Below are 22,944 nucleotides of genomic sequence, written 5' to 3'. Positions count from 1 at the left end.
TATGAAAATTGTTATTGCTCCCGATTCATTTAAAGAAAGTCTTACTGCACTTGAAGTAGCGCAATCGATCGAAGGCGGTTTCAGACGTATTTTCCCTGATGCACAATACATCAAAGTACCGATGGCGGACGGTGGTGAAGGTTCGGTTCAGTCATTAATTGATGCGACTAAAGGCGAATTATTAGAAGTTGAAGTGACTGCGCCGCTTGGTAATAAAGTGACCGGCTTTTTAGGCATTTCAGGCGATAAACAGACCGCTTTTATTGAAATGGCGGCGGCTTCCGGTTTACATCTTGTGCCTTTTGAACAACGTAATCCGCTTAAAACTACCAGTTTCGGTACCGGTGAATTAATCAAAAAAGCGTTAGATTTGGGCGTGAAGAAAATTCTGTTGGGTATTGGCGGTAGTGCGACCAATGACGGCGGTGTCGGTATGTTGCAAGCGCTCGGCGCTTCTTTCAAAAATGCCGCAGGTGAGGAAATCGGTTTTGGGGGCGAACAGCTACAACAAATCAGTCAGATTTCGTTAGAAAATTTAGAGCCTCGTTTACAAAGTGTTGAGTTTGAAGTGGCGTGTGATGTAAATAACCCGTTATGCGGTGAGCGTGGTGCTTCGGCGGTGTTTGGCCCACAAAAAGGTGCAACGCCAGAGATGGTTCAAACCTTGGATAATGCGTTGGCGCATTTTGCGGATATCGCATTAGCTCAACAAGGGATTGCGATTGCTAATCATGCCGGCGCAGGTGCGGCAGGCGGTATGGGCGGCGGTTTATTATTACTGCCGAACGTGCAGCTTAAAGCAGGTGTACAAATCATTATCGAAGCGACTCGTTTGGCGGAGCATATCCAAGATGCGGATTTAGTGATTACCGGCGAAGGGCGTATGGACGCACAAAGTATTGCCGGCAAAACACCGGTGGGTGTGGCAAAAACGGCAAAACAATTTGATGTGCCGGTGATTGCGATTGTCGGTTGCTTACGAGAAGATTACAATGTGGTTTATCAGCACGGCATTGATGCGGTATTCCCGATTATTCGTCAATTAAATTCACTCGAAGAAACCTTAAAACAAGGACGAGAAAACTTGGAGTCTAGCGCAGAAAATGTTGCACGTTTAATTAAATTGAAAATGTAGAAATTGGCGGAGGGCTTATGCAACAGAAACAGTTTATTGTGACCGGACATGTACAAGGTGTCGGTTTTCGATTCTTCACGCTACAAGAGGCAGGAAAAATCGGCATTAAAGGTTATGTGAAAAATCGCCCTGAAGGCTCGGTGGAAGTGGTTGCAATGGGGAGTGAAGCGCAAATGGCAGCGTTCAGAAACTGGCTACAAAAAGGCCCTCCGACATCTGCTGTGCGTAATTTAATTGAACAAAGTTATCAAGGCTCGGAACAATTCGAACGCTTTGAAATTCGACGCTAGCCATGGCGGATTTGGAATCAGACAAGCGGTTAAATTTGCAAAAAATCTTGTAAATTTAACCGCTTGTTATTTATTGCTCTTTGATAAGTTGCAAAACTTTAATAAACAGCTTTCTAAATAAGCGAGGAATCGCTTGATTGCCTCTTTGTTTGATTTCAGTTGAAATCGCAATCGCTAAATCTGGTTTTGAGGTGTACTGAATCGCTCGTTTGATAATGGTTTTAGTCGGGTATTTATGATCTCTCGGCTGCCAACGGGCAAGACGCACAAATACTTCCCTTAGTCCTTCGTGATAGAAAAAATGTTCGATATCTTGGCGTGGAATGACGGTCAAATGTTTACTTGGGTGTTCGTTTTCCTGTAACATGCTTTTGGCAATATCGGCATATTTTTCGCCCGCTTGATCGCCATCGGTCAACACATACCATTCAATGCCCATTGCCTTGGCGTATTTAATTAACGGGCGTAAGCCGCATTGGGCAAATTCCACAATCCGAATCCCTTCCATTTCCAAGTTAATATCCAGTAAATTCGCCAGCTCAGTTAGAATCCAAACTTCCGTTTCGCCTTCGACTAAAATCCATGCTCGAGAAAATAAAGCTAAACCTCGATTGTAGTGAATATGAAAGGTCAGTTTACGTAGGTCTTCTTTGCCTAACGAACTATGCACAAGCGAGAATGCCTCGGTATGATCTCGATAACGCACTAAACGGCTAATTTCTCGTAGCGGCACTTGAGAAAGTAATTCCATCGAATTGGTGGTGGTGATGCGTTGTACCGGTAAATAATTTACCAATTCCCAAAAGATCGCAATCATACGGGGGTGTAAACGTGCTTCGAGATCTTCAAATAAGATAATCGGCTTTTCAACATGGCGTAATTTCTGACTGATCATAAACAGTGAGGAAAGGTGGGTGCGCACCTTATGAGTCAGTTCTCCGCCTTGATCTTGTTTTAAACGTAAACAAAGTGATTTGACTCTTTCCCATAGTACGGAAGTGTCTTGCATCGCATCGGCTAATTGTTGACGACTTTTGATACTTAAAAAGTAATAGCGCAATAATAAAGAGAGTGCTTGCAATTCGCTTTGGATAGTATCTTGCTCATTTTCGATATGAGGAGAAAGGGTTTCAAGCGGAGAGAATTTATTTAAACGGGCATCTCTAAAGCGGTAAACGGGCGAGTGATTGATAATCGATAGAATAATTTCTTCATGATTGGCAACCGTTAGTGGTTTGGCGAAGTTATCCAGAAAACAGTAGCCAGTTTCAATAACGCCATTTAGGTGTTTACCGGAAACTTGTAGATTAATACAAGGCTTGCCTTTTTCATCCGGATAAAAAAGATGACAATAAGATTGATGGATATCAGCCTGACATTCGCCTTCATGTTCGGCACAGAAGGTGAACAGTAGGCGGATTTGCTCCGCCTTAGTTGTGGCATGATATTGTTGGTGGAAGTCCGATTCACTAAATTGATAAAGCTCGCCTTTGATATTGAAGATATGGCTGAGTGCATCCAGCAAACTGGATTTACCCCAAGCGTTTTCACCAATCAATACCATATTCGGGCGCAATTGTAATGTGAGCTGATTAATCCCTCGAAAGCCGCTGATTTCAATCTGTTGTAAATACATAATTCCCCCTCGCTATTTATGAATCTGATAACAAGGTTTGTAAGCCTCTCCGGTCGGTAATTTCATACGATGTTGCTGAATAAAGCGTTGTAACAAGCGGTCGATTTTCTCCATTAATTTGCGATCGCCTTTAAGCTGGAAGGGACCGTATTGTTCAATCATATCTTGTGTATCCGGTTTGATATTACCGGCAACAATACCCGAAAATACTCGGCGTAAATTCGCCGCTAATTGCGCCGGAGCTTGGTCAAAATGCAGATCAATATTTGCCATATTTTCGTGAGTCGGAGCAAAAGGCAAAATAAAAGCGTCATCAATTTTTAGCGACCAGTTAAAACTGTATGAATCGGCTAGCGCTTGGCGCTGACGTTTCACTTCTTTCATTGCCTGTGCCATTTTTTGGGCGACTAAAACCGGATCATCAATGATGATTTCATATTGTTGTTGCGCTTCTTTACCAAGCGTTTCACCTATAAATTCATCAATCGCGGTGAAATAATCGGCGCTTTCCGGCGGTGCGGTCAAAATTACCGGTAATTGTTGTAACTTATTAGCCGGATTGAGTTTTATACCAATGATATAAAGTAATTCTTCTAATGTGCCGGGGCCGCCGGGGAAGATGACAATGCCGTGTCCCATACGCACGAATGCTTCTAACCGTTTTTCAATATCGGGCATAATAATTAATTCGTTGACGATCGGGTTCGGCGGCTCGGAGGCAATAATAGACGGCTCGGTGATTCCGATAAAACGGCTATGCTGATAACGCTGATTCGCATGACCGATTGCAGCACCTTTCATTGGCGCTTCCATCACGCCGGTACCACAGCCGGTGACAATATTAAGTAAACGTAATCCCAATTCGGTCCCGACTGCTCGGCAATATTGATATTCGGTTTGGTTAATCGAATGACCGCCCCAGCAAACAATTAGATTCGGATCAGAACCAATCTCAAGTGCCTTGGCATTGCGTAAAATTGAAAAGACTTGATTGGTGATATAGCGACAATCGGTTTGCGGTTGATCTTGTTTGAAATATTGAGAAAGGGCGTTTACAAAAACGATGTCACGTAATACGGCAAATAAATGATATTGAATATTGAGCATCATTTTACCGTCAACAAAAGCGGTTTCTGGCGGGTTGTGCAACTCAAGCGTTACCCCTTTTTCACGGGTAATCAGATTGATGTCGAAGTGTTGATATTGATTGAGCAGTGCGCGACTGTCATCGGTGACTGCGCCGGAATTTAGCACGGCAAGCGAACAATTGCGATAGAGTGAATAGAGATTACCTTGTGCGTTTTTGGTCAGCAATTCCATTTCCAAATGTGAAAGTTGGTCTAAACTGCCTTTTGGATTGACTGAATGAATAGTCATATTTCCCCCGAAGGATACATAAGATAAAAACATTATGCCTGCTTAGGGGGAAATAGCAAATTTAATTATTCTTGTACAAAGCTGAGTGCCTGTTCAACGACTTCAACGCCTGCGCCTTGCTTGGTGGCGTTTTCACTTAAATGACGACGCCATTGACGTGCGCCTTTACAGTTTTGGAATGCGCCTAACATATGGCGAACGATATGGTTTAAATAAACCCCTTTTTGCGTTTGCGCTTCAATATAAGGCAACATTTTTTCAACTGCTTCTCGGGCAGTGACAAGCGGTCGATTTTCACCGAAAATTTGCGAATCGATTTCGCCTAACAATGACGGGTTTTGATAGGCTTCACGCCCCACCATTACACCATCGACAAATGCCAAGTGCTGTTTGATTTCATCAACAGTTTTAATACCACCGTTAATCGAAATATTTAAATGCGGAAAATCACGTTTGAGTTGATAAACACGCTCATAATCAAGCGGTGGAATTTCACGATTTTGTTTCGGACTTAAACCGGACAACCACGCTTTGCGAGCATGAACGATAAAATCGTTACTATACGGCTGTACTTTCTCAATAAAATCACATAAGAATTCGTAGCTGTCCAAGTCATCAATACCGATACGATGTTTAACCGTCACCGGAATTTGCACCGCATCTTGCATTGCTTTGATACAGTCGGCAACCAAATCGGCTTTTGCCATTAAACAAGCGCCGAACATCCCGTTTTGTACACGGTCGGAAGGGCAGCCGACGTTTAAATTGATTTCCGCATAGCCGCGTTCTTCAACTAATTTGGCACAATGGGCAAGTTGAGCCGGATCGCTGCCGCCAAGCTGTAATGCAACCGGGTTTTCACTCGGATCGTATTCAAGCAGATCGTATTTTGCGTGAATGATCGCCGGCGCGGTGATCATTTCGGTATAAAGCAAAGCGTGTTGGCTAAATTGGCGATGGAAGTAGCGACAATGACGAGTGGTCCAATCAAGCATTGGTGCAACGGAAAAACGTCCGCGGTAAAATTGATTTTGCATAAGGTTGTTCACGAATAAAAATAACAAGCGGTGTCATTTAGCGGATCTTTTGTAAATTTTTCGCTAAATTTAACCGCTTGTAAAGGGATCAAAATTTCGTTCATCATACTATAAAACGCTTGTGAATTCACGGTTTTTACGTTCGGCTTGTAATTTGATTATAATTAATGCAATACAATATCTAGTAGATTTTTACAAATAAACCACTAGATATTGATTTATAAATTGACAAAAATTTTTTTCTTTATAAATCAAATGACTAGCTAAAAAGCTTGTTTGTCAAGACTTGTGGTACTAAAAAATTTTCCCTAAAATCCACGCCTTAATTATTAATGAATAAAGATAGAGTTAACGAGTATGTCCAAAAGAAATCTTTTTGAAAAACGCTTGAACATCAAGCCATACGAATACCCTGAATTATTAGAATTTAAAGATGCAATTCGCCATTCTTATTGGTTGCATACGGAGTTTAATTTTACCGGTGATATTCAGAACTACCGTATTGATATCAATGATCACGAACGTCATGTGTTAACTCGTGCGATGTTGGCGATTTCTCAAGTGGAAGTAAACGTAAAACGTTTCTGGGGTGAACTATATCGCTATTTCCCAAAACCGGAAATGGATGATGTAGGTGGTACATTCGCAGAGTCGGAAGTTCGTCACAAAGATGCATACTCGTTTTTATTAGAAAAATTAGGCTTAAACGAAATGTTTAGCCAAATCCAAGACATTGAACCGTTAATGAACCGTATTCGTTATATGGAATCGTTCATGAAAGATAAAGATGCGGGTAAAGGTGAATTCGTACTTTCACTCGTTTTATTCTCTCTTTTCGTAGAACATATTTCATTATTCGGTCAGTTCTTAATTATGATGTCGTTCAATAAGCATAAAAACCTCTTTAAAGGGATTTCTAATGCGGTTGAAGCAACATCAAAAGAAGAAGAAATTCATGGTAAATTCGGTATTGCGTTATACGAAATTTTACGCGATGAACACAGTGAGCTTTTCACTCCGGAATTTTTTGAAGAATTAAAGACCCTATCTACTCAAGCGTTTGAGGCGGAATGTGGCATTTTAGATTGGATTTTTGAAGAAGGCGATTTAAGCTTTATTAGTCGTGAAGCGGTAGAAAACTATATTCGTAGCCGTTATAACAACTCGTTAATGACGCTAGGTTTAGAGCCTCCATACGATGTAAATCCTGAATTACTAAAAGAAACTGAGTGGTTTGATATTGAAATCCTGTCAACGAAAGAAACAGATTTCTTTAACAAACGTAGTACTGATTACAGCAAAAAAATGAAGCAGATTACCGCAGATGACTTATTCTAATACTCGCCCTGATTTTGAATGGCTAAATGAAGATAGCCGCTTATTTTTACAACGTGGTTACTTACTTGAAGGAACAACCGCATTAGAGCGTATTCGTTTTATCGCTGAACACGCAGAGCATAAACTCGGTATCGAAGGTTATGCGGATAAATTCTATCACTATATGGCACGTGGTTATTTCTCACTTTCTTCTCCGATTTGGTCGAATTTCGGTTTAGATCGTGGTTTACCGATTTCTTGTTTTGGTAGCTACATCGGTGACTCAATCCACGAAATTATGGTGACGACCGCTGAAGTGGGGATGATGAGTAAAATCGGTGGCGGTACTTCCGCTTATTTCGGTGATATTCGTCCGCGTGGTTCGGCAATTAAAAATAACGGTAAATCAGACGGTTCGTTCAACTTTAGTAAATTGTTTGATACGGTGATTGACGTTATTTCTCAAGGTACGTCACGTAAAGGCCAATTTGCCGGTTATATCGATATTGAACACGGCGATATTGACGAATGGTTAGATATTCATACCGAAGGTAACCCAATCCAATTAATGTATTACGGCGTATGTGTCGGTCATGATTGGTTAGAATCAATGAAAGCGGGTGACCCGTATAAACGTCAACTTTGGGCAAAACTTTTACAACGTAAAACGGAAACGGGTATTCCGTATTTATTCTTCAAAGATAATGCGAATGCCGGTCGTCCGGACGTTTATAAAGATAAAAATATGACGGTACACGCTTCAAACTTATGTACCGAAATTATGCTTCCGTCAAGCAATGATGAAAGCTTCGTTTGCTGTCTTTCTTCAATGAACTTACTTTATTTTGATGAGTGGAAAGATACGGATGCGCCTGAAGTATTAACCTACTTCTTAGACGTGGTAATGAGTGAGTTTATCGAGAAAAGTAAAGATATGCCGTTCTTAGATCGTGCACATCGCTTTGCAACTCGTCACCGTGCATTAGGTTTAGGCGTATTAGGTTGGCATAGCTACTTACAAGCGAATAACATTGCGTTTGATAGCTTCCAAGCAATGCAAAAAAACAACTTAATCTTTAAAACGTTACAAGAGAAAACCTTAAAAGCGTCACAAGTGTTAGCGAAACGTTTTGGTGAGCCGGAAATCTTAAAAGGTTATGGTCGTCGTAATACCACTTTAATGAGTATTGCGCCAACGAAATCAAGTAGTTTTATTTTAGGTAGCGTATCACCATCGGTTGAACCGTTTAAATCTAACTACTATGTTAAAGATTTAGCGAAAATCAAAACCGTGTATAAAAACCCGTTCTTAGAGAAATTACTCCAAGAAAAAGGTTTAGATACGGAAGAGATTTGGGAATCGATTTTACATAATGACGGTTCTGTACAGCACTTAGAACAACTAACCGATGAAGAAAAAGAAGTATTCAAAACCTTCTCTGAAATTAGTCAGTTAAGCGTGATTCAGCAAGCGGCACAACGTCAGAAATATATCGACCAAGGTCAAAGTATTAATATCATGGTTCACCCGGCAACACCGGCTCGTGACTTAAACCAATTATACTTAACCGCAGAAGAACTCGGTTTAAAATCAATTTATTACCAATACTCAATGAGTGCGGCACAAGTGTTTAACCGTAACTTATTAAGTTGTTCTAGCTGTGAAGGTTAATTAAAATCTAGTAAACACCACCGTAAGGTGGTGTTTTTATATCTGTAATATTTCTCGGAAATTACACCGCTTATTGTTTTATATATTGTTATTTTGCGTAAATTTGTGTAATCTTTGTGCAACCATATATAAAATATCAATAACAGTTAAGGAGACAATATGGCTTTAAACTTAGCAACATATGGGGTGATAGACCTACATTTGCATTTAGATGGTTCTTTATCACCACAATGGATGATTGAATGGGCTGCTAAACAGCAAATTCAACTCCCTTCCTCTGACCCGCAAACCTTACTTCCTTTTATTTCCGTCCCGCAAGATTGTAGCGATTTAAATCAATATTTACGCTGTTTCGAGTTACCCATTTCGTTATTACAAACCCCTGAAGCGTTAGCTTCGTCCGTTACCGATGTTCTACAGCGATTAGATCAAGCCGGCTTGCTTTATGCGGAGATTCGTTTTGCACCACAATTTCATACGCAAAAAGGTATGGAGCAAGAGCAAGTGGTACAGGCGGCGATTAAAGGTTTACAAGAAGGCTTAGCCAAGACCCAATTGTTTAAAGCGAATTTAATTTTATGCTGTATGCGAGCAGCGGATAACCAGGCGGAAAATTTAGAAACTGTACGTTTAGCCCATAAATATTTAAGCAAAGGCGAAGCCGGTGTGGTGGCGGTGGATTTAGCCGGTGCGGAAGGTATATTTCCGACAGCGAATTTTAGTGCAGAATTTGATTATGCAAATGGATTAGGTGTACCGTTTACCCTTCATGCCGGAGAAGCTGCAGGCGCAGAGAGTGTTGAGCAAGCACTGAATTTTGGCGCTTCACGTATTGGACATGGTATTCGTTCAATTCAGTCGGAAAGCGTGATGCGTAAATTGATTGGTAGTCGAACACCGTTAGAAATGTGTCCGTGTAGTAATTTGCAAACTAAAACGGTTCAATGTTTGCAAGATTATCCGCTACGTACATTTTTAGAGCGAGGTGTGGTGGCAACGTTAAATAGCGATAATATGACGGTTTCGCAAACAAATGTGAAAAATGAGTTCCACCTATTGGAAGCCGATTATCAGCTTAGTAAAGAAGAGGCGCAGCAACTTTTATTTAATGCGATTGAAGCGGCTTTTCTCTCGAAACAAGATAAAAAAGCCTTATTGAGCGAAATTCAACAACGTTATCCAGCATTACTCTAGTCTAGCAAGCGGTTAAATTTGGCTGAAAAGTTGCAAAAAAAAGCACGAGCTAAGTTACTCGTGCTTTTTTATGTTATTTAGTAGTAAGAATGTTCGCCGTGTTGGTGTTCGGTTACATCTTTCACTCCGACTAACTCGTCAGGGAACATTGCTAATAATTGTTTCTCGATCCCTTCTTTTAAGGTGACATCCACCATCGAGCAACCGTTACAGCCACCACCAAATTGTAGAATCGCATATTTATCTTCCGTCACTTCGATTAACGTCACTCGACCGCCGTGACTTGCTAATTGCGGGTTTACCTGAGTTTGAATCACATAATCTAAGCGTTCGATAAAAGGCGCGTCATCCGCAACCTTACGCATTTTGGCATTTGGCGCTTTTAACGTAAGCTGTGATCCCATTGGATCCGTTACGTAATCGATTTCCGCTTCATCTAAGAAAGGTAAGCTAATTTCATCTACAAACGCAGAGAAACCGTTATATTCAAATTGTGTATCGGTCTCTTCAACAGCATTTGGCGGGCAATAAGATACGCCGCATTCAGCATTAGGGCTGCCTGGATTTACCACGAAAATACGGATATTGGTATTTTCTTCTTGTTGTTCTAAAAGACGACGGAAGTGCGCTTGCGCAGCTTCAGAAATCGAAATATGAATGACTTCTTGTTGTTCCATTATGAGTTTCCAAATTCGTTATTTAAATTGAGTAAAATTATCGGGTATTCTACGCTTTACAGGCGGTTTTTTCTACTCAAAATTTTGTAATTACCAATTGTTACAAACTTTGCAAAAAGTTTAGAAAATCTGACCGCTTGTTTGGAGTTAAAACACTGAAATATGGATTACCCCTTTAGAGGTAAATGTTAAAAAATTGTCTAATAAATATTGATTTATTTCAAATATTCAAGGTCTAGCACCCGAAAATCGTGTGTTTTTGTGGAAAGTTAGCTCGTTTTTAAGGTAAAATACCTCGTTTATTTTAGCTTGTGAATTAATTCCAAGATAAAAACCCAGATTTGAGAACTTAATGTAACTTTTTAGAAACAAGTGGGGGAATTCGTTTGTTTTTAAATTAACGTTACGGCTCAAGAGAAGCGATTGCGATTTTTCGCAATCTTATTTTTTAACCCAACAAAAAGTAGTGCAAACAATATGATTACAATCAAAAAAGGCTTGGATTTACCTATTGCAGGTACGCCGGCACAAGTAATCCATAACGGCAATACCGTTAATGAAGTTGCGATGCTTGGTGAAGAATATGTGGGGATGCGTCCTTCAATGAAAGTTCGTGAAGGCGATGTAGTGAAAAAAGGTCAGGTACTTTTTGAAGATAAAAAGAACCCTGGCGTAGTATTTACAGCCCCAGCAAGCGGTACGGTAGTAACGATCAACCGTGGTGAAAAACGTGTTCTTCAATCAGTCGTAATTAAAGTTGAGGGTGATGAGCAAATTACCTTTAAGAGCTATGAAGCTGCGCAATTAGCCTCTTTATCAGCGGAACAAGTAAAAGCAAATCTTGTTGAATCAGGTTTATGGACAGCATTCCGTACACGTCCGTTCAGCAAAGTTCCTGCTGTTGATGCGACACCTGCATCAATTTTCGTTAATGCAATGGATACCAATCCGTTAAGCGCTGATCCGACAGTGATTATTAACGAATACAAAAACGATTTCGAACACGGTTTAACGGTATTAACTCGTTTAGGCGTGAAAGTGAATTTAGTGAAAGCAGCTGGTGCGAATGTTCCGTCAGTTAGCGGTGTAAACGTTCACGAATTTGCAGGTCGTCACCCGGCAGGTTTAGTGGGTACTCACATTCACTTTATTGATCCGGTAGGTTTAACCAAAACCGTATGGCATTTAAATTACCAAGATGTAATCGCAATCGGTAAATTATTCACAAGCGGTGAATTATTTACCGACCGTGTTGTTGCACTTGCTGGTCCGCAAGTAAAAACACCACGTTTAGTACGTACTCGTCTTGGTGCAAACCTTTCACAATTAACGGCAAACGAACTGAATGCAGGTGAAAACCGTGTGATTTCAGGTTCAGTGTTAAGTGGTGCGACGGCGACAGGTCCGGTTAACTACTTAGGTCGTTATGCGCTACAAGTTTCTGTACTTGCGGAAGGTCGTGAGAAAGAATTATTCGGTTGGATTATGCCAGGTTCGGATAAATTCTCTATCACACGTACCGTATTAGGTCACTTCAGCAAAAAATTATTTAACTTCACGACTGCAGTTCACGGCGGTGAGCGTGCAATGGTGCCAATCGGTGCATATGAGCGTGTAATGCCGTTAGATATTATTCCTACGTTATTACTTCGTGACTTAGCGGCCGGCGATACCGATTCTGCGCAAAACTTAGGTTGCTTAGAGCTAGATGAAGAAGATTTAGCGTTATGTACTTATGTTTGCCCGGGTAAAAACAACTACGGTCCGATGTTACGTGCTGCGTTAGATAAGATCGAGAAGGAAGGTTAATAAAATGGGTTTAAAAAATCTTTTTGAAAAGATGGAACCTGCGTTTCACAAAGGTGGAAAATATGAGAAATGGTACACGCTTTTTGAAGCGACATATACCATTCTTTATACACCGGGTACTGTGACTCGTAAAGATTCACACGTACGTGATGCGTTAGATTCTAAACGTATGATGATTATCGTATGGTTAGCGTTATTCCCGGCAATGTTCTGGGGTATGTATAACGTGGGTGCGCAAGCAATTCTTGCAACAAGCCATTTAGGTACATTAGCGGATTCAATCGCAAGTAACTGGCATTACGGTTTTTCAGATGCATTAGGTGCAACCTTAACCGCCGATGCAGGTTGGGGCAGTAAAATGCTTCTTGGTGCGACTTATTTCCTTCCTATCTACTTAACGGTTTTCCTTGTAGGTGGTTTCTGGGAAGTCGTATTTGCAATGGTGCGTAAGCATGAAATTAATGAAGGTTTCTTTGTTACTTCTATCTTATTAGCGTTAATCGTTCCACCAACATTACCATTATGGCAAGCGGCGCTTGCTACAACCTTCGGTGTTGTGGTTGCGAAAGAAGTATTCGGTGGTGTAGGTAAAAACTTTATGAACCCGGCATTAGCGGGTCGTGCGTTTTTATTCTTCGCTTATCCGGCACAGATTTCAGGTGACTTAGTGTGGACTGCTGCGGACGGCTTCTCTGGTGCAACAGCGCTTTCACAATGGGCGCAAGGCGGTCAAGGTGCGCTTAAACACGCAGTAACCGGTCAAGAAATTACTTGGATGGATGCTTTCTTAGGTAATATTCCTGGTTCAATCGGTGAAGTTTCAACACTTATGTTAATGATTGGTGCGGCAATTATCGTGTTCACACGTATTGCTTCATGGCGCATTATTGCCGGCGTATTTGTTGGTATGGCGGCAACAGCAACCGTATTCAACTTAATCGGTTCAGACACAAATCCACTATTCTCAATGCCATGGCATTGGCACTTAGTGTTAGGCGGTTTCGCATTAGGTATGTTCTTCATGGCAACAGACCCTGTATCAGCGGCATTTACTAACAAAGGTAAATGGTGGTACGGTGCGTTAATCGGTGTGATGTGTGTTGTTATCCGTGTAGCAAACCCAGCGTATCCGGAAGGTATGATGTTAGCAATCTTATTCGCTAACTTATTTGCTCCGATCTTCGACTACTTAGTAGTTCAAGGCAACATCAAACGTAGAAAAGCGAAGGCGGCATAAAAATGGCTAAATTTAATAAAGATAGCGTAGGCGGTACTTTAACCGTTGTTGTGTTATTAAGTTTAATCTGTTCTCTTATCGTAGCGGGTGCGGCAGTATTGCTTAAACCTACGCAAGATATTCAGAAAGTGCTTGATAAACAAAAGAACATTTTACAAGCAGCAGGTTTAATGCAGCCAAATACAAACGTGCAAGAAACCTATGCGAAATTCATCGAACCTAAAATCGTTGATTTAGCGACCGGTGATTATGTTGAAGGTGTAGCAAACTTTGATGCGAAAGTAGCTGCGAAAGATCCTGCACAAAACGTAGCGATCAATCCGGCTGATGATAAAGCGAACATCAAAGTACGCGCTAAATATGCGGAAGTTTATTTAGTAAAAGACGAAGCGGGTAAAGTAAGCCAAGTCGTACTTCCTATGTACGGTAACGGTTTATGGTCAATTATGTACGGCTTTGTTGCGGTTCAACCAGATGCGAACACCGTAAATGGTATTACTTACTATGAACAAGGTGAAACTGCGGGTCTTGGCGGCGAAATCGCTAACCCTAACTGGCAGAAAAACTTTGTAGGTAAGAAATTATTCAACGCAAACAATGAAGTGGCATTAACCGTTGGTAAAGGTGCTTCAGCAGATAAAGATCACGGTATTGACGGCTTATCTGGTGCAACATTAACTTCAAACGGTGTTGACGGCTCATTCAAATATTGGTTCGGTGCTAACGGTTTCGGTCCATATTTAGCGAAATTCAAAGCAGCAATGGGAGCTAACTAATGGCGAGTAACAATCTTAAAAAGTTATTGTTATCTCCAATCGCGGATAACAACCCGATTGCATTACAGATCTTAGGTATCTGTTCTGCATTAGCGGTAACTACTCAGTTACAAACTGCGGTAGTAATGGCGATTGCAGTAAGTTTAGTTACTGCTTTCTCTAGTATGTTTATTTCAATGATTCGTAACTTTATTCCTAATAGTATTCGTATCATTGTACAAATGGCTATCATTGCATCACTTGTAATCTTAGTTGACCAAATTTTACGTGCGTATGCATATGACTTATCGAAACAGCTTTCTGTATTCGTAGGTCTTATCATTACTAACTGTATCGTAATGGGTCGTGCTGAAGCATTTGCAATGAAATCAGGTCCGGTAGAAAGTTTCGTTGACGGTATTGGTAACGGTTTAGGTTACGGTGCGATGTTAATCATCGTGGCATTTTTCCGTGAATTAATCGGTTCAGGTAAAATCTTCGGTATTACCGTATTAGAAACTGTTCAAAACGGCGGTTGGTATCAAGCAAACGGTTTATTCTTATTAGCGCCAAGTGCGTTCTTCATTATCGGTTTTGTGATTTGGGGAATTCGTACCTGGAAACCAGAGCAAGTGGAGAAATAAGATGGAACATTATTTAAGTCTATTTGTTAAGTCTGTATTCATTGAGAATATGGCACTTTCTTTCTTCCTTGGTATGTGTACATTCCTTGCGGTGTCTAAGAAAGTTTCAACTGCTTTTGGTTTAGGTATTGCGGTAATCGTAGTATTAGGTATTGCGGTACCGGCTAACCAATTAGTTTATACACACGTATTAAAAGACGGCGCACTTGTTGAAGGTGTGGATTTAAGTTTCTTAAACTTCATCACGTTCATCGGTGTGATTGCAGCACTTGTTCAAATCTTAGAAATGATTTTGGATAAGTTCTTCCCGGCATTATATAGCGCATTAGGTATCTTCTTACCGTTGATTACCGTAAACTGTGCAATCTTCGGTGGTGTATCATTCATGGTTCAACGTGAATACAATTTCACGGAATCTGTGGTTTATGGTATCGGTGCCGGTACGGGTTGGATGTTAGCAATCGTTGCGCTTGCAGGTTTAACTGAAAAAATGAAATATTCTGATGTTCCGGCAGGTTTACGTGGTTTAGGTATTACCTTTATCACTGTTGGCTTAATGGCGTTAGGCTTCATGTCATTCTCAGGCATTCAATTATAAGGAGCATATCGTGGATAGTAATTTTATTTTCGGTATTATCGCATTTACTGCTCTTGTATTAGTGCTTGCGGTGATCATTCTTTTCGCTAAATCAAAATTAGTCGATTCAGGTGATATTACCATCTCAATCAATAACGATCCGGAAAAAGGCATTACACTTCCGGCGGGTGGTAAATTACTTGGTGCTTTAGCGAGCAAAGGTATTTTCGTATCGTCAGCTTGTGGCGGCGGCGGCTCATGCGGTCAATGTAAAGTACAAGTAAAATCTGGCGGCGGTGAAATTCTTCCAACCGAGTTATCGCACATTTCGAAGAAAGAAGCGAAAGAAGGTTGGCGTTTAGCGTGTCAGGTAAACGTAAAATCTTCAATGGATGTTGAACTTCCGGAAGAAATCTTTGGTGTGAAAAAATGGGAATGTACCGTTATTTCTAACGATAACAAAGCAACCTTCATCAAAGAGCTTAAACTTCAAATTCCTGAAGGTGAAGAAGTACCTTTCCGTGCGGGTGGTTATATCCAAATTGAAGCGGAACCTCATACAGTTAACTATAAAGACTTCGATATTCCGAAAGAGTATCACGAAGACTGGGATAAATTTAACTTATGGCGTTATGTGTCAAAAGTAGACGAGCATATTATTCGTGCTTACTCAATGGCTTCATATCCGGAAGAGAAAGGCATCATTATGCTAAACGTGCGTATTGCAACGCCTCCACCACGTAACCCAGATGTTCCACCGGGTCAAATGTCTTCATACATTTGGTCATTAAAAGCAGGTGATAAAGTAACGATTTCTGGTCCGTTCGGTGAATTCTTCGCGAAAGATACCGACAACGAAATGGTATTTATCGGTGGTGGTGCTGGTATGGCGCCAATGCGTTCACATATCTTTGACCAATTAAAACGTTTAAAATCTAAACGTAAAATGTCATTCTGGTATGGTGCTCGTTCTAAACGTGAAATCTTCTATCAAGAAGACTTTGACCAATTAGCGGCTGAAAACGATAACTTCGTATGGCACGTAGCACTTTCAGATGCGTTACCGGAAGATAACTGGACAGGTTACACAGGCTTTATTCACAACGTACTTTATGAGAACTATCTGAAAAATCATGAAGCGCCGGAAGACTGTGAATACTATATGTGTGGTCCACCAGTGATGAACGCAGCGGTAATCGGTATGCTGAAGAGCTTAGGTGTTGAAGACGAAAACATCTTATTAGATGATTTCGGTGGTTAATACCAAATCGAACAGGGTGTAAATGCGCCCAGATTTACAAGCGGTGTGATTTGCAAAGTTTTTTGTAAATCACACCGCTTGAAGTGCTTTAAATTATTAGTGAAAAAGTTTGCTGTTGCAGTCTTTTTCAATAGTAATTTCTTTTGTTAGGGCGAAGTGATGTATTCGTCCGTAAATCTTACCTACTAAAATAAAGAGGTTTAATTTGAAACTTAAATCTATTTTAATTTTTGCAATGTCGGCAATTTTTTTAACCGCTTGTAATAAAGCTCCGGAGCAAATTACCTTACAAGGTAAAACGATGGGAACAACTTATACAGTCAAATATATTGATGACGGTAAAGTTGAAGACTTAGTTGCACCAGACGAGTTACAAAAGCAATTAGATAGTTTATTGGTAACAGTCAATAATGAGATGTCGACTTACCAGAAATCGTCACAAATTAGCCACTTTAATCAGCTGAGCCAAGTTGGACAAGCGGTTGAAATTCCATCGGATTTTGCAAAAGTGGTGGCAGAAGCGATGCGATTAAATAAAGTGACTGAAGGGGCGTTAGATGTCACGGTTGGGCCTTTAGTTAACTTATGGGGTTTTGGACCGGACAAACGTTTAAATAAAGTGCCTTCAGCAGAACAAATTGCTGAACGAGCAAAATCGGTTGGTATTGAAAAACTGAAGTTAACTACAGGTGAAAAACCGTCATTGACAAAATTGGTGCCTAACCTTTATTTAGATCTTTCTTCCATCGCAAAAGGTTTTGGCGTAGATAAATTGGCGGAACATCTGGAAAGTCTCGGTTTGGCGAATTACTTGGTGGAAATCGGTGGCGAGTTGCGTGGTAAAGGGAAAAATTTACAAGGCGTCGATTGGCGTATTGCGATTGAGCAGCCAACATTAGCACAAGGGCAAGCGGCACAGATTACTGTTCCATTACATAATTTGGGTATGGCGACTTCCGGTAATTACCGCAATTATTTCGAAGACGAGCAGGGTAACCGTCTTTCACATATTATTAATCCGAAAGAACTGCGTCCAGTTAGCCATAAATTAGCCTCGATTACCGTATTTGCTCCAACAACAATGACGGCAGATGGTTTATCAACCGGCTTATTCGTATTAGGACCAGAAAAAGCGCTGGAAGTAGCTGAACGTGAAAAGTTAGCGGTTTTCCTGATTATTAAGAACGGCGAAGCATTTGAAACTAAAATGTCGAGCGAATTTGAAAAATTAATTAACCAAAAATAATTGGAGTAAACAATGGAAACATTATTAATTACTTTCGGCTTTTTTATTGCTGTGATTTTTGCAATGTCGATTGGTTTTATCGTAAAAGGAAAAACAATCAAAGGCAGCTGTGGTGGAATTACCGCATTAGGTATGAAAAAAATGTGTGACTGTGAAGAGCCTTGTGACAATCTAAAAGCTAAAATGGCGGACGGTACGGCTGATCCTGAAGAAGTGGCACGTTTCAGCAAAGAACCGCAATTTTACGAAGTAAAATAATTGAACAAATGAATAGGATAAGCGGTTGAATTTGTAAAACTTTTTGCAAATTTGACCGCTTGCAATATTTTAATGGCACAAACATTCGGTTTGTGCCGTTTTCTATATGTGTAAGTAAATACTTACCTATCTGTTAAACCAACCAATGTGCTTCGCCTTAACCGAAGTTACGGGAGAATTATGACAAATCAAACTCAACTTAGCTCAAAAACTTATGATACTCACTTTGCTAAATTAACCGCTGAGCAATTAGCGGAGAATGCGAAAAAGAAAGTGATTATTGGAATGTCCGGTGGCGTAGATTCATCAGTATCCGCTTTTATTCTGCAACAACAAGGTTATCAAGTTGAAGGCCTGTTTATGAAGAACTGGGAAGAAGACGATGATACTGATTATTGTACCGCAGCGGCGGATTTAGCCGATGCTCAAGCGGTGGCGGATAAACTGGGCATGAGACTGCATAAAATCAATTTTGCCGCAGAGTATTGGGATAATGTCTTCGAGCATTTCTTAAACGAATATAAAGCGGGTCGTACACCAAATCCGGATATTCTTTGTAATAAAGAAATTAAATTTAAAGCATTTTTAGAATATGCAGCGGAAGATTTAGGTGCGGATTATATTGCAACCGGTCATTACGTACGTCGTAGCGGTGATGATAATAACGCACAATTATTACGTGGTTTAGATGCAAATAAAGATCAAAGTTATTTCCTTTACACGTTAAGCCATAAGCAAGTAGGACAGAGCCTATTCCCGGTGGGTGATATTGAGAAACCGATTGTACGTCAAATTGCTGAGGATCTCGGTTTAGCGACAGCGAAGAAAAAAGATTCGACCGGTATTTGTTTTATCGGTGAACGTAAATTTAAAGATTTCTTAGCGCGTTATTTACCGGCACAACCGGGCGAAATCAGAACAGTGGACGGTAAAGTTGTCGGTCGTCATGATGGTTTAATGTATCACACCCTCGGTCAGCGTAAAGGCTTAGGAATTGGTGGGGTAAAAGGCTTGAGCGAAGATCCGTTTTATGTGGTCGAAAAAGATCTCATCAATAATGTGTTAGTCGTGGCACAAGGCCATGATAACTCAGCATTGCTTTCAAGCGGTTTAATCGCAACTCAGCTACACTGGGTAGATCGCCAGCCTATTCGTGAAAATTTACGTTGTACGGTCAAAACACGTTATCGTCAAACGGATATCGCGTGTGAAATTCAGCCGATGGATAATGATACGATTCGAGTGATCTTTGATGAGCCGCAAATTGCGGTGACACCGGGACAATCAGCGGTTTTCTATCAAGGCGAAGTTTGCTTAGGTGGCGGTGTTATCGAAGAACAATTGAAGTAAGGATTAACTTACTTATATAAAGCAAGCGGTCATATTTTGTAAGAAATTTGCAAAATATGACCGCTTGTTTTTTAGCATTTCTTTTTTACATTTCTTTTTTAATAGTGCCTTACATTATCTGTTGCTTGAATACGTGCAATAACCGGTTTTGCCGCTTCGCTGGTAAAAAATTGATATGTAGAAGCCGGTACCATCTGTTTCATCGTAGTGAAATCACCATTTTTAATCAACTCTCGAACAGCAGAAGCGCTAATGATTTGTTCGTTCACTCCTTTGCGAGGTACGATAACGCATTCGATGCTCTGTTCTGGTAATTTATCTTGCATAATTTGGTTATAAATATTGGTTACTCGGCTAAAAGGCTCATCGCCAACGTAACGACGTTGAATGCCTAACGCAGTGGCAATACGTGTAAAAATTTGCAGATCGAGCATTGCATTACTTTCAATGACCGCATTATCGTTTTCTTGGAAGTAACTCGGGAAAGTTGCCGAACTAATAATATAAGACCCACTTTCATGACAAATCACATTGTTTAAATGTGCTACACCCTGTTCTACCAATTGTTTTCGAACTGCAAACGGAACCAAACTTTTATCTTCAGACACAATAAAGAGATGTACCAGATCGTTTTCGCTTGCCGCTTTTTCTACCAAATAAAGGTGTCCCAAAGTAAACGGATTGGCATTCATTACGATCGCCGCCACCCGTTGAGTCGCGAGAGGAACCGGACTACAAGCGGTCAAATTTGCTAAATAATTTGCAAATCCGGTGCGCTGATTTTCCATAAAGGAAATTTTCCCTTCTATATGGGCAATTTCGTGAAAACCTAAACTAGCAAAAAATTGGCTGGTGGAGGTTTTGGTATAGAGAAAAATATGTGAATTACCTCGTTCAAATTGTTCATTAATTAAATGTGTAACAATTTGGTTCATTAAACCTTCGCCTTGATATTGATGAGACACCGCTAAGCAACGTAGCGTATTTGAAAAACAGCTGCCGGTTGCAATCACTTCATCATCGTTGTTATACATCGCACAGGTGTAATCAAGATTATTATCTCTACGAATGCCTTCTTGTTCGAGCAGTTGATCAATTGCCTGATAAGTGGTTTTGTCGGAAGTAAATACTTTGCCAATACTATATTCAGACATGATTTTCTCCTTGCACTAGTTTCACCTCAAATTTTTTGGGCACGATAAAAATTGCCGGCACAACGATAATCGCCATCAACCAGAAGACAAAGTTGGGTATATCTTGGTATAGCATGCCCGATATAAAGGTAAAAATCGCCGTAAAGCCACAATTCGATAACGCAAAATATAAGCCCTGCAATTTGGTGATTTTTTCCGGATTTTGGGCGGAAATATAACGAATCATCGCATAGTGCGCCATACCGAATGTGATAGCATGAAATGTTTGTGAGATCGCTAATAGGGTAATTTCAGTGGTTGAAGCTAAAATCGACCAACGGAGAATCGCAACCAAACTTGCAATTATCATCAAATGTGAAATTCGCCACGCTTTAAATAAGCGGTTGGAAAATAAGAAAAATAAAATTTCGGCACACACCGCAAAGCCCCATAACAAGCTGCTGGTTTGGGTGGAAATACCGGCTGCCGACCAATGAATCGTACTATAAATATAGTAAGCGGCATGTGAACCAAGAATTAATGAAACGGCAAACATCATACGTAACGTAGTTGGTTCTTTGAGAATTTGCCAATAGCTGAGATTTGATGAAGATTTCTTATCTTGTTGATTTTCAAATCTGACTTTAGGTGTAAGTAATTGCCCACAGCCTAATAAGATAAAGAAACCGAACATAATCCAAATAATTGAGCCTTCACCCAGCCAGCCGGTTAAATAACCGGTACTCAGTGAGCCGACCACAAAAGCGATTGAGCCAAATAAACGGGCTTTGCCGTAATCAATGCCGACTTGTTGTTGCCAAAGCGAAGCGATGCTGTCACCGATAGGCATTGCACCGGCGTTAAAAATATGGAAAAGCATCAACGCAGGGAATAGCAACCAAATAGAATCTACCGACCACACAATGAGAATAATCGCAATCAGATTTAATAACGTGAGCACACGTGCGGTTGGAATTAATTGATTGGACGATTTAACCTGTTGTGATGACAGCATTCCGCCGGCAAAACGGAATAGATAGCCGAATGAGGCGAGTAAACCGATCATCTCGGTGCTATAGCCATGATGTTTTAACCATACTGGCATAAATGGTAAAAATACGCCGAAAGCACAAAAGAAACCGAAAAAGTTAAATGCCGACCACAGGAAAGGAGTAGGCCTTATCATAACTGTTGCTCCATTTCTTCTGCTCGGTGAATGGCTGCCCACATCGCTTGATCAACAATTTTTACTAATGCTTGCTGTTCAAATACTGCTAAGGCTTGAGCTGTTGTTCCACCTTTTGATGTAACGTTCTCTCGTAGTGTGGCAAGCGAAGTACTCGGATTTGCTTCGACTAATTTTGCTGCGCCTAACGCTGCTTGTTGCACTAGTAAACGTGCATCAGCTTCGCTAAATCCCATTTGCATTGCACTTTGTTGCATTGCTTCCATAAAACGGAAGAAATACGCCGGGCTGGAACCAGTTACCGCAATAATATGATTGATTTGTTGTTCTTGTTCGACCCAATAGCATTTTCCGACCGCAGACATTAAGCTCTCTGCAAATTGACAAGCGGTCGAATTTACTGATTTTTTTGCAAATAACCCGGTCATTCCCTCACCAATTAGCGAAGGGGTATTCGGCATGGTACGGATGATATTTTTAGCAGTGGGTAAGAGCTGCTCTAAACGATCTACTGAAATCCCTGCTGCGACAGAAATCACGGTTTTATCCGAAAAATCTACGCTGGAAAATTCGCTGCAAACTTCCGCCATCATTTGCGGTTTGACTGCTAACACAACGACTTCCGCCTGTTCGACTGCTTCGTGGTTGGTAAAATTTGTTGCAATGCCAACCGCTTGTAATTCCGCTCGGCGAGCTATATTGCTTTTGTTACAAGCGATGATTTGCGAGGCGGGATAATGGCTTTTGAGTAAGCCTTGAATGATGGCGTATGCCATATTGCCGGTGCCGATAAAGCCTAGAAGTGGGTATTGTTTCATTATTATTTCCAGCTAATGTTAATAAATTTTATCTGTTTTTTGTCACTTTCTTTGCTTCACCAAAGAAAGTAACCCTCAAAAAATAACTGAAGAAAGGCGCCCCCGGATTTTCCTTCTCCCTACGCTTATTGCTAACTTTTGAGGCGAACTTTTCAAACTCGTTTGCAAGCAAACTCAAACACGAAAAGTTGCCTTCAAAAGTTTACGCAACCGCTTTGGCGGGAAATAGGGGATAAATCACAATTTCCCTCAAGCTCCCTTTCTTTAGAAAAAAGGGAAAGGAGATTTGATTAGAGCCCAAAAGAGAAATCTGTTAGAATTTTACCCATTCTAAC

At 40.7% G+C, this 22,944-nt stretch carries 21 protein-coding genes; 14 read left to right on the top strand and 7 right to left on the bottom strand.

The features are described from left to right. Position 1: 1 nt before the first annotated feature. Entirely contained in the window at positions 2-1,135 is a 1,134-nt protein-coding gene (locus tag EL121_RS02785) for a glycerate kinase (RefSeq protein ID WP_039197535.1), read from the top strand. 17 nt (positions 1,136-1,152) lie between these two features. Beyond that, positions 1,153-1,425: an acylphosphatase gene (locus EL121_RS02780; RefSeq protein ID WP_039197534.1), complete on the top strand. Its 273-nt coding sequence runs from the start codon at positions 1,153-1,155 to the stop codon at positions 1,423-1,425. 70 nt (positions 1,426-1,495) lie between these two features. Here the strand turns inward: EL121_RS02780 and EL121_RS02775 are convergent, their stop codons facing one another. From EL121_RS02775 to dusA, 3 genes are all read right to left on the bottom strand, one after another. Beyond that, on the bottom strand, positions 1,496-3,061 hold the full coding sequence (locus EL121_RS02775; RefSeq protein ID WP_039197533.1) for a DUF2813 domain-containing protein: 1,566 nt from the start codon (positions 3,059-3,061) through the stop codon (positions 1,496-1,498). Positions 3,062-3,073: 12 nt separating this feature from the next. Further along, positions 3,074-4,438, bottom strand: coding sequence for a nucleotide 5'-monophosphate nucleosidase PpnN (ppnN, locus tag EL121_RS02770; RefSeq protein ID WP_039197532.1), 1,365 nt, complete (start codon positions 4,436-4,438; stop codon positions 3,074-3,076). A gap of 65 nt (positions 4,439-4,503) precedes the next feature. Next, on the bottom strand, positions 4,504-5,475 hold the full coding sequence (gene dusA, locus EL121_RS02765; RefSeq protein WP_039197531.1) for a tRNA dihydrouridine(20/20a) synthase DusA: 972 nt from the start codon (positions 5,473-5,475) through the stop codon (positions 4,504-4,506). 357 nt (positions 5,476-5,832) lie between these two features. Between dusA and EL121_RS02760 the strand changes: the two genes are divergently transcribed. The 3 genes from EL121_RS02760 to add all read left to right on the top strand — a co-directional run bounded on the left by EL121_RS02760 (position 5,833) and on the right by add (position 9,658). Beyond that, complete coding sequence (locus EL121_RS02760) at positions 5,833-6,813, top strand: ribonucleotide-diphosphate reductase subunit beta (protein ID WP_005624106.1); 981 nt, start codon at positions 5,833-5,835, stop codon at positions 6,811-6,813. Next, positions 6,800-8,464, top strand: coding sequence for a ribonucleoside-diphosphate reductase subunit alpha (locus EL121_RS02755; RefSeq protein ID WP_039197530.1), 1,665 nt, complete (start codon positions 6,800-6,802; stop codon positions 8,462-8,464). Before EL121_RS02760 ends, EL121_RS02755 begins: the two co-directional genes overlap by 14 nt. A 159-nt stretch (positions 8,465-8,623) precedes the next feature. Continuing rightward, positions 8,624-9,658 carry an adenosine deaminase gene (gene add / locus EL121_RS02750; protein WP_039197529.1) on the top strand — a complete coding sequence of 345 codons (1,035 nt, stop codon included), beginning with the start codon at positions 8,624-8,626 and terminating at the stop codon, positions 9,656-9,658. A gap of 77 nt (positions 9,659-9,735) precedes the next feature. Here add and nfuA read toward each other — a convergent pair whose 3' ends face one another. Then, positions 9,736-10,335 carry a Fe-S biogenesis protein NfuA gene (gene nfuA / locus EL121_RS02745; RefSeq protein WP_039197528.1) on the bottom strand — a complete coding sequence of 200 codons (600 nt, stop codon included), beginning with the start codon at positions 10,333-10,335 and terminating at the stop codon, positions 9,736-9,738. Positions 10,336-10,812: 477 nt separating this feature from the next. Between nfuA and EL121_RS02740 the strand changes: the two genes are divergently transcribed. From EL121_RS02740 to mnmA, 9 genes are all read left to right on the top strand, one after another. Continuing rightward, positions 10,813-12,144 (top strand): Na(+)-translocating NADH-quinone reductase subunit A, encoded by a 1,332-nt coding sequence (locus EL121_RS02740; protein ID WP_039197527.1) that lies wholly within the window; start codon positions 10,813-10,815, stop codon positions 12,142-12,144. Positions 12,145-12,148: 4 nt separating this feature from the next. After that, positions 12,149-13,381, top strand: coding sequence for an NADH:ubiquinone reductase (Na(+)-transporting) subunit B (locus EL121_RS02735; RefSeq protein ID WP_014991978.1), 1,233 nt, complete (start codon positions 12,149-12,151; stop codon positions 13,379-13,381). A gap of 2 nt (positions 13,382-13,383) precedes the next feature. After that, positions 13,384-14,157: a Na(+)-translocating NADH-quinone reductase subunit C gene (locus EL121_RS02730; protein WP_039197525.1), complete on the top strand. Its 774-nt coding sequence runs from the start codon at positions 13,384-13,386 to the stop codon at positions 14,155-14,157. After that, complete coding sequence (locus tag EL121_RS02725; protein ID WP_005624087.1) at positions 14,157-14,780, top strand: NADH:ubiquinone reductase (Na(+)-transporting) subunit D; 624 nt, start codon at positions 14,157-14,159, stop codon at positions 14,778-14,780. The genes EL121_RS02730 and EL121_RS02725 overlap by 1 nt, the downstream gene beginning before the upstream one ends. 1 nt (position 14,781) lies before the next feature. Beyond that, on the top strand, positions 14,782-15,378 hold the full coding sequence (gene nqrE / locus EL121_RS02720) for an NADH:ubiquinone reductase (Na(+)-transporting) subunit E (protein WP_005624085.1): 597 nt from the start codon (positions 14,782-14,784) through the stop codon (positions 15,376-15,378). 10 nt (positions 15,379-15,388) lie between these two features. Next, the gene (gene nqrF, locus EL121_RS02715) at positions 15,389-16,618 is read left to right on the top strand and encodes an NADH:ubiquinone reductase (Na(+)-transporting) subunit F (RefSeq protein WP_039197523.1); all 1,230 of its coding nucleotides are present in this window, start codon (positions 15,389-15,391) and stop codon (positions 16,616-16,618) included. A 205-nt stretch (positions 16,619-16,823) separates the two neighbouring features. Further along, a complete protein-coding gene (locus EL121_RS02710; RefSeq protein WP_039197521.1) occupies positions 16,824-17,864 on the top strand; it encodes an FAD:protein FMN transferase in 1,041 nt (346 codons plus the stop codon). Between the two features lie 12 nt (positions 17,865-17,876). Continuing rightward, on the top strand, positions 17,877-18,122 hold the full coding sequence (gene nqrM, locus EL121_RS02705) for a (Na+)-NQR maturation NqrM (RefSeq protein WP_005595875.1): 246 nt from the start codon (positions 17,877-17,879) through the stop codon (positions 18,120-18,122). Positions 18,123-18,302: 180 nt separating this feature from the next. Beyond that, positions 18,303-19,472 carry a tRNA 2-thiouridine(34) synthase MnmA gene (mnmA, locus tag EL121_RS02700; RefSeq protein WP_039197519.1) on the top strand — a complete coding sequence of 390 codons (1,170 nt, stop codon included), beginning with the start codon at positions 18,303-18,305 and terminating at the stop codon, positions 19,470-19,472. A gap of 98 nt (positions 19,473-19,570) precedes the next feature. Here mnmA and citC read toward each other — a convergent pair whose 3' ends face one another. From citC to proC, 3 genes are read right to left on the bottom strand one after another with little or no spacing between them, the layout of a single operon-like run. Continuing rightward, entirely contained in the window at positions 19,571-20,626 is a 1,056-nt protein-coding gene (citC, locus tag EL121_RS02695; RefSeq protein WP_039197517.1) for a [citrate (pro-3S)-lyase] ligase, read from the bottom strand. Further along, the gene (locus tag EL121_RS02690) at positions 20,619-21,791 is read right to left on the bottom strand and encodes a 3-phenylpropionate MFS transporter (protein ID WP_039197515.1); all 1,173 of its coding nucleotides are present in this window, start codon (positions 21,789-21,791) and stop codon (positions 20,619-20,621) included. Before EL121_RS02690 ends, citC begins: the two co-directional genes overlap by 8 nt. Next, entirely contained in the window at positions 21,788-22,609 is an 822-nt protein-coding gene (gene proC, locus EL121_RS02685) for a pyrroline-5-carboxylate reductase (protein WP_039197512.1), read from the bottom strand. The genes EL121_RS02690 and proC overlap by 4 nt, the downstream gene beginning before the upstream one ends. Positions 22,610-22,944 lie beyond the last annotated feature (335 nt).

Origin of the sequence: Actinobacillus equuli, from assembly GCF_900636745.1 — a bacterium.
Taxonomy (GTDB): Bacteria; Pseudomonadota; Gammaproteobacteria; order Enterobacterales; family Pasteurellaceae; genus Actinobacillus; species Actinobacillus equuli.
This window is presented reverse-complemented; position numbering and strand designations above follow the sequence as displayed.

Bases quoted from the DNA above. Each gene is read 5' to 3' on its own strand.
- EL121_RS02785 (WP_039197535.1), top strand. From the start codon at position 2: ATGAAAATTGTTATTGCTCCCGATTCATTTAAAGAAAGTCTTACTGCA.
- EL121_RS02780 (WP_039197534.1), top strand. From the start codon at position 1,153: ATGCAACAGAAACAGTTTATTGTGACCGGACATGTACAAGGTGTCGGT.
- EL121_RS02775 (WP_039197533.1), bottom strand. From the start codon at position 3,061: ATGTATTTACAACAGATTGAAATCAGCGGCTTTCGAGGGATTAATCAG.
- ppnN (WP_039197532.1), bottom strand. From the start codon at position 4,438: ATGACTATTCATTCAGTCAATCCAAAAGGCAGTTTAGACCAACTTTCA.
- dusA (WP_039197531.1), bottom strand. From the start codon at position 5,475: ATGCAAAATCAATTTTACCGCGGACGTTTTTCCGTTGCACCAATGCTT.
- EL121_RS02760 (WP_005624106.1), top strand. From the start codon at position 5,833: ATGTCCAAAAGAAATCTTTTTGAAAAACGCTTGAACATCAAGCCATAC.
- EL121_RS02755 (WP_039197530.1), top strand. From the start codon at position 6,800: ATGACTTATTCTAATACTCGCCCTGATTTTGAATGGCTAAATGAAGAT.
- add (WP_039197529.1), top strand. From the start codon at position 8,624: ATGGCTTTAAACTTAGCAACATATGGGGTGATAGACCTACATTTGCAT.
- nfuA (WP_039197528.1), bottom strand. From the start codon at position 10,335: ATGGAACAACAAGAAGTCATTCATATTTCGATTTCTGAAGCTGCGCAA.
- EL121_RS02740 (WP_039197527.1), top strand. From the start codon at position 10,813: ATGATTACAATCAAAAAAGGCTTGGATTTACCTATTGCAGGTACGCCG.
- EL121_RS02735 (WP_014991978.1), top strand. From the start codon at position 12,149: ATGGGTTTAAAAAATCTTTTTGAAAAGATGGAACCTGCGTTTCACAAA.
- EL121_RS02730 (WP_039197525.1), top strand. From the start codon at position 13,384: ATGGCTAAATTTAATAAAGATAGCGTAGGCGGTACTTTAACCGTTGTT.
- EL121_RS02725 (WP_005624087.1), top strand. From the start codon at position 14,157: ATGGCGAGTAACAATCTTAAAAAGTTATTGTTATCTCCAATCGCGGAT.
- nqrE (WP_005624085.1), top strand. From the start codon at position 14,782: ATGGAACATTATTTAAGTCTATTTGTTAAGTCTGTATTCATTGAGAAT.
- nqrM (WP_005595875.1), top strand. From the start codon at position 17,877: ATGGAAACATTATTAATTACTTTCGGCTTTTTTATTGCTGTGATTTTT.
- mnmA (WP_039197519.1), top strand. From the start codon at position 18,303: ATGACAAATCAAACTCAACTTAGCTCAAAAACTTATGATACTCACTTT.
- citC (WP_039197517.1), bottom strand. From the start codon at position 20,626: ATGTCTGAATATAGTATTGGCAAAGTATTTACTTCCGACAAAACCACT.
- EL121_RS02690 (WP_039197515.1), bottom strand. From the start codon at position 21,791: ATGATAAGGCCTACTCCTTTCCTGTGGTCGGCATTTAACTTTTTCGGT.
- proC (WP_039197512.1), bottom strand. From the start codon at position 22,609: ATGAAACAATACCCACTTCTAGGCTTTATCGGCACCGGCAATATGGCA.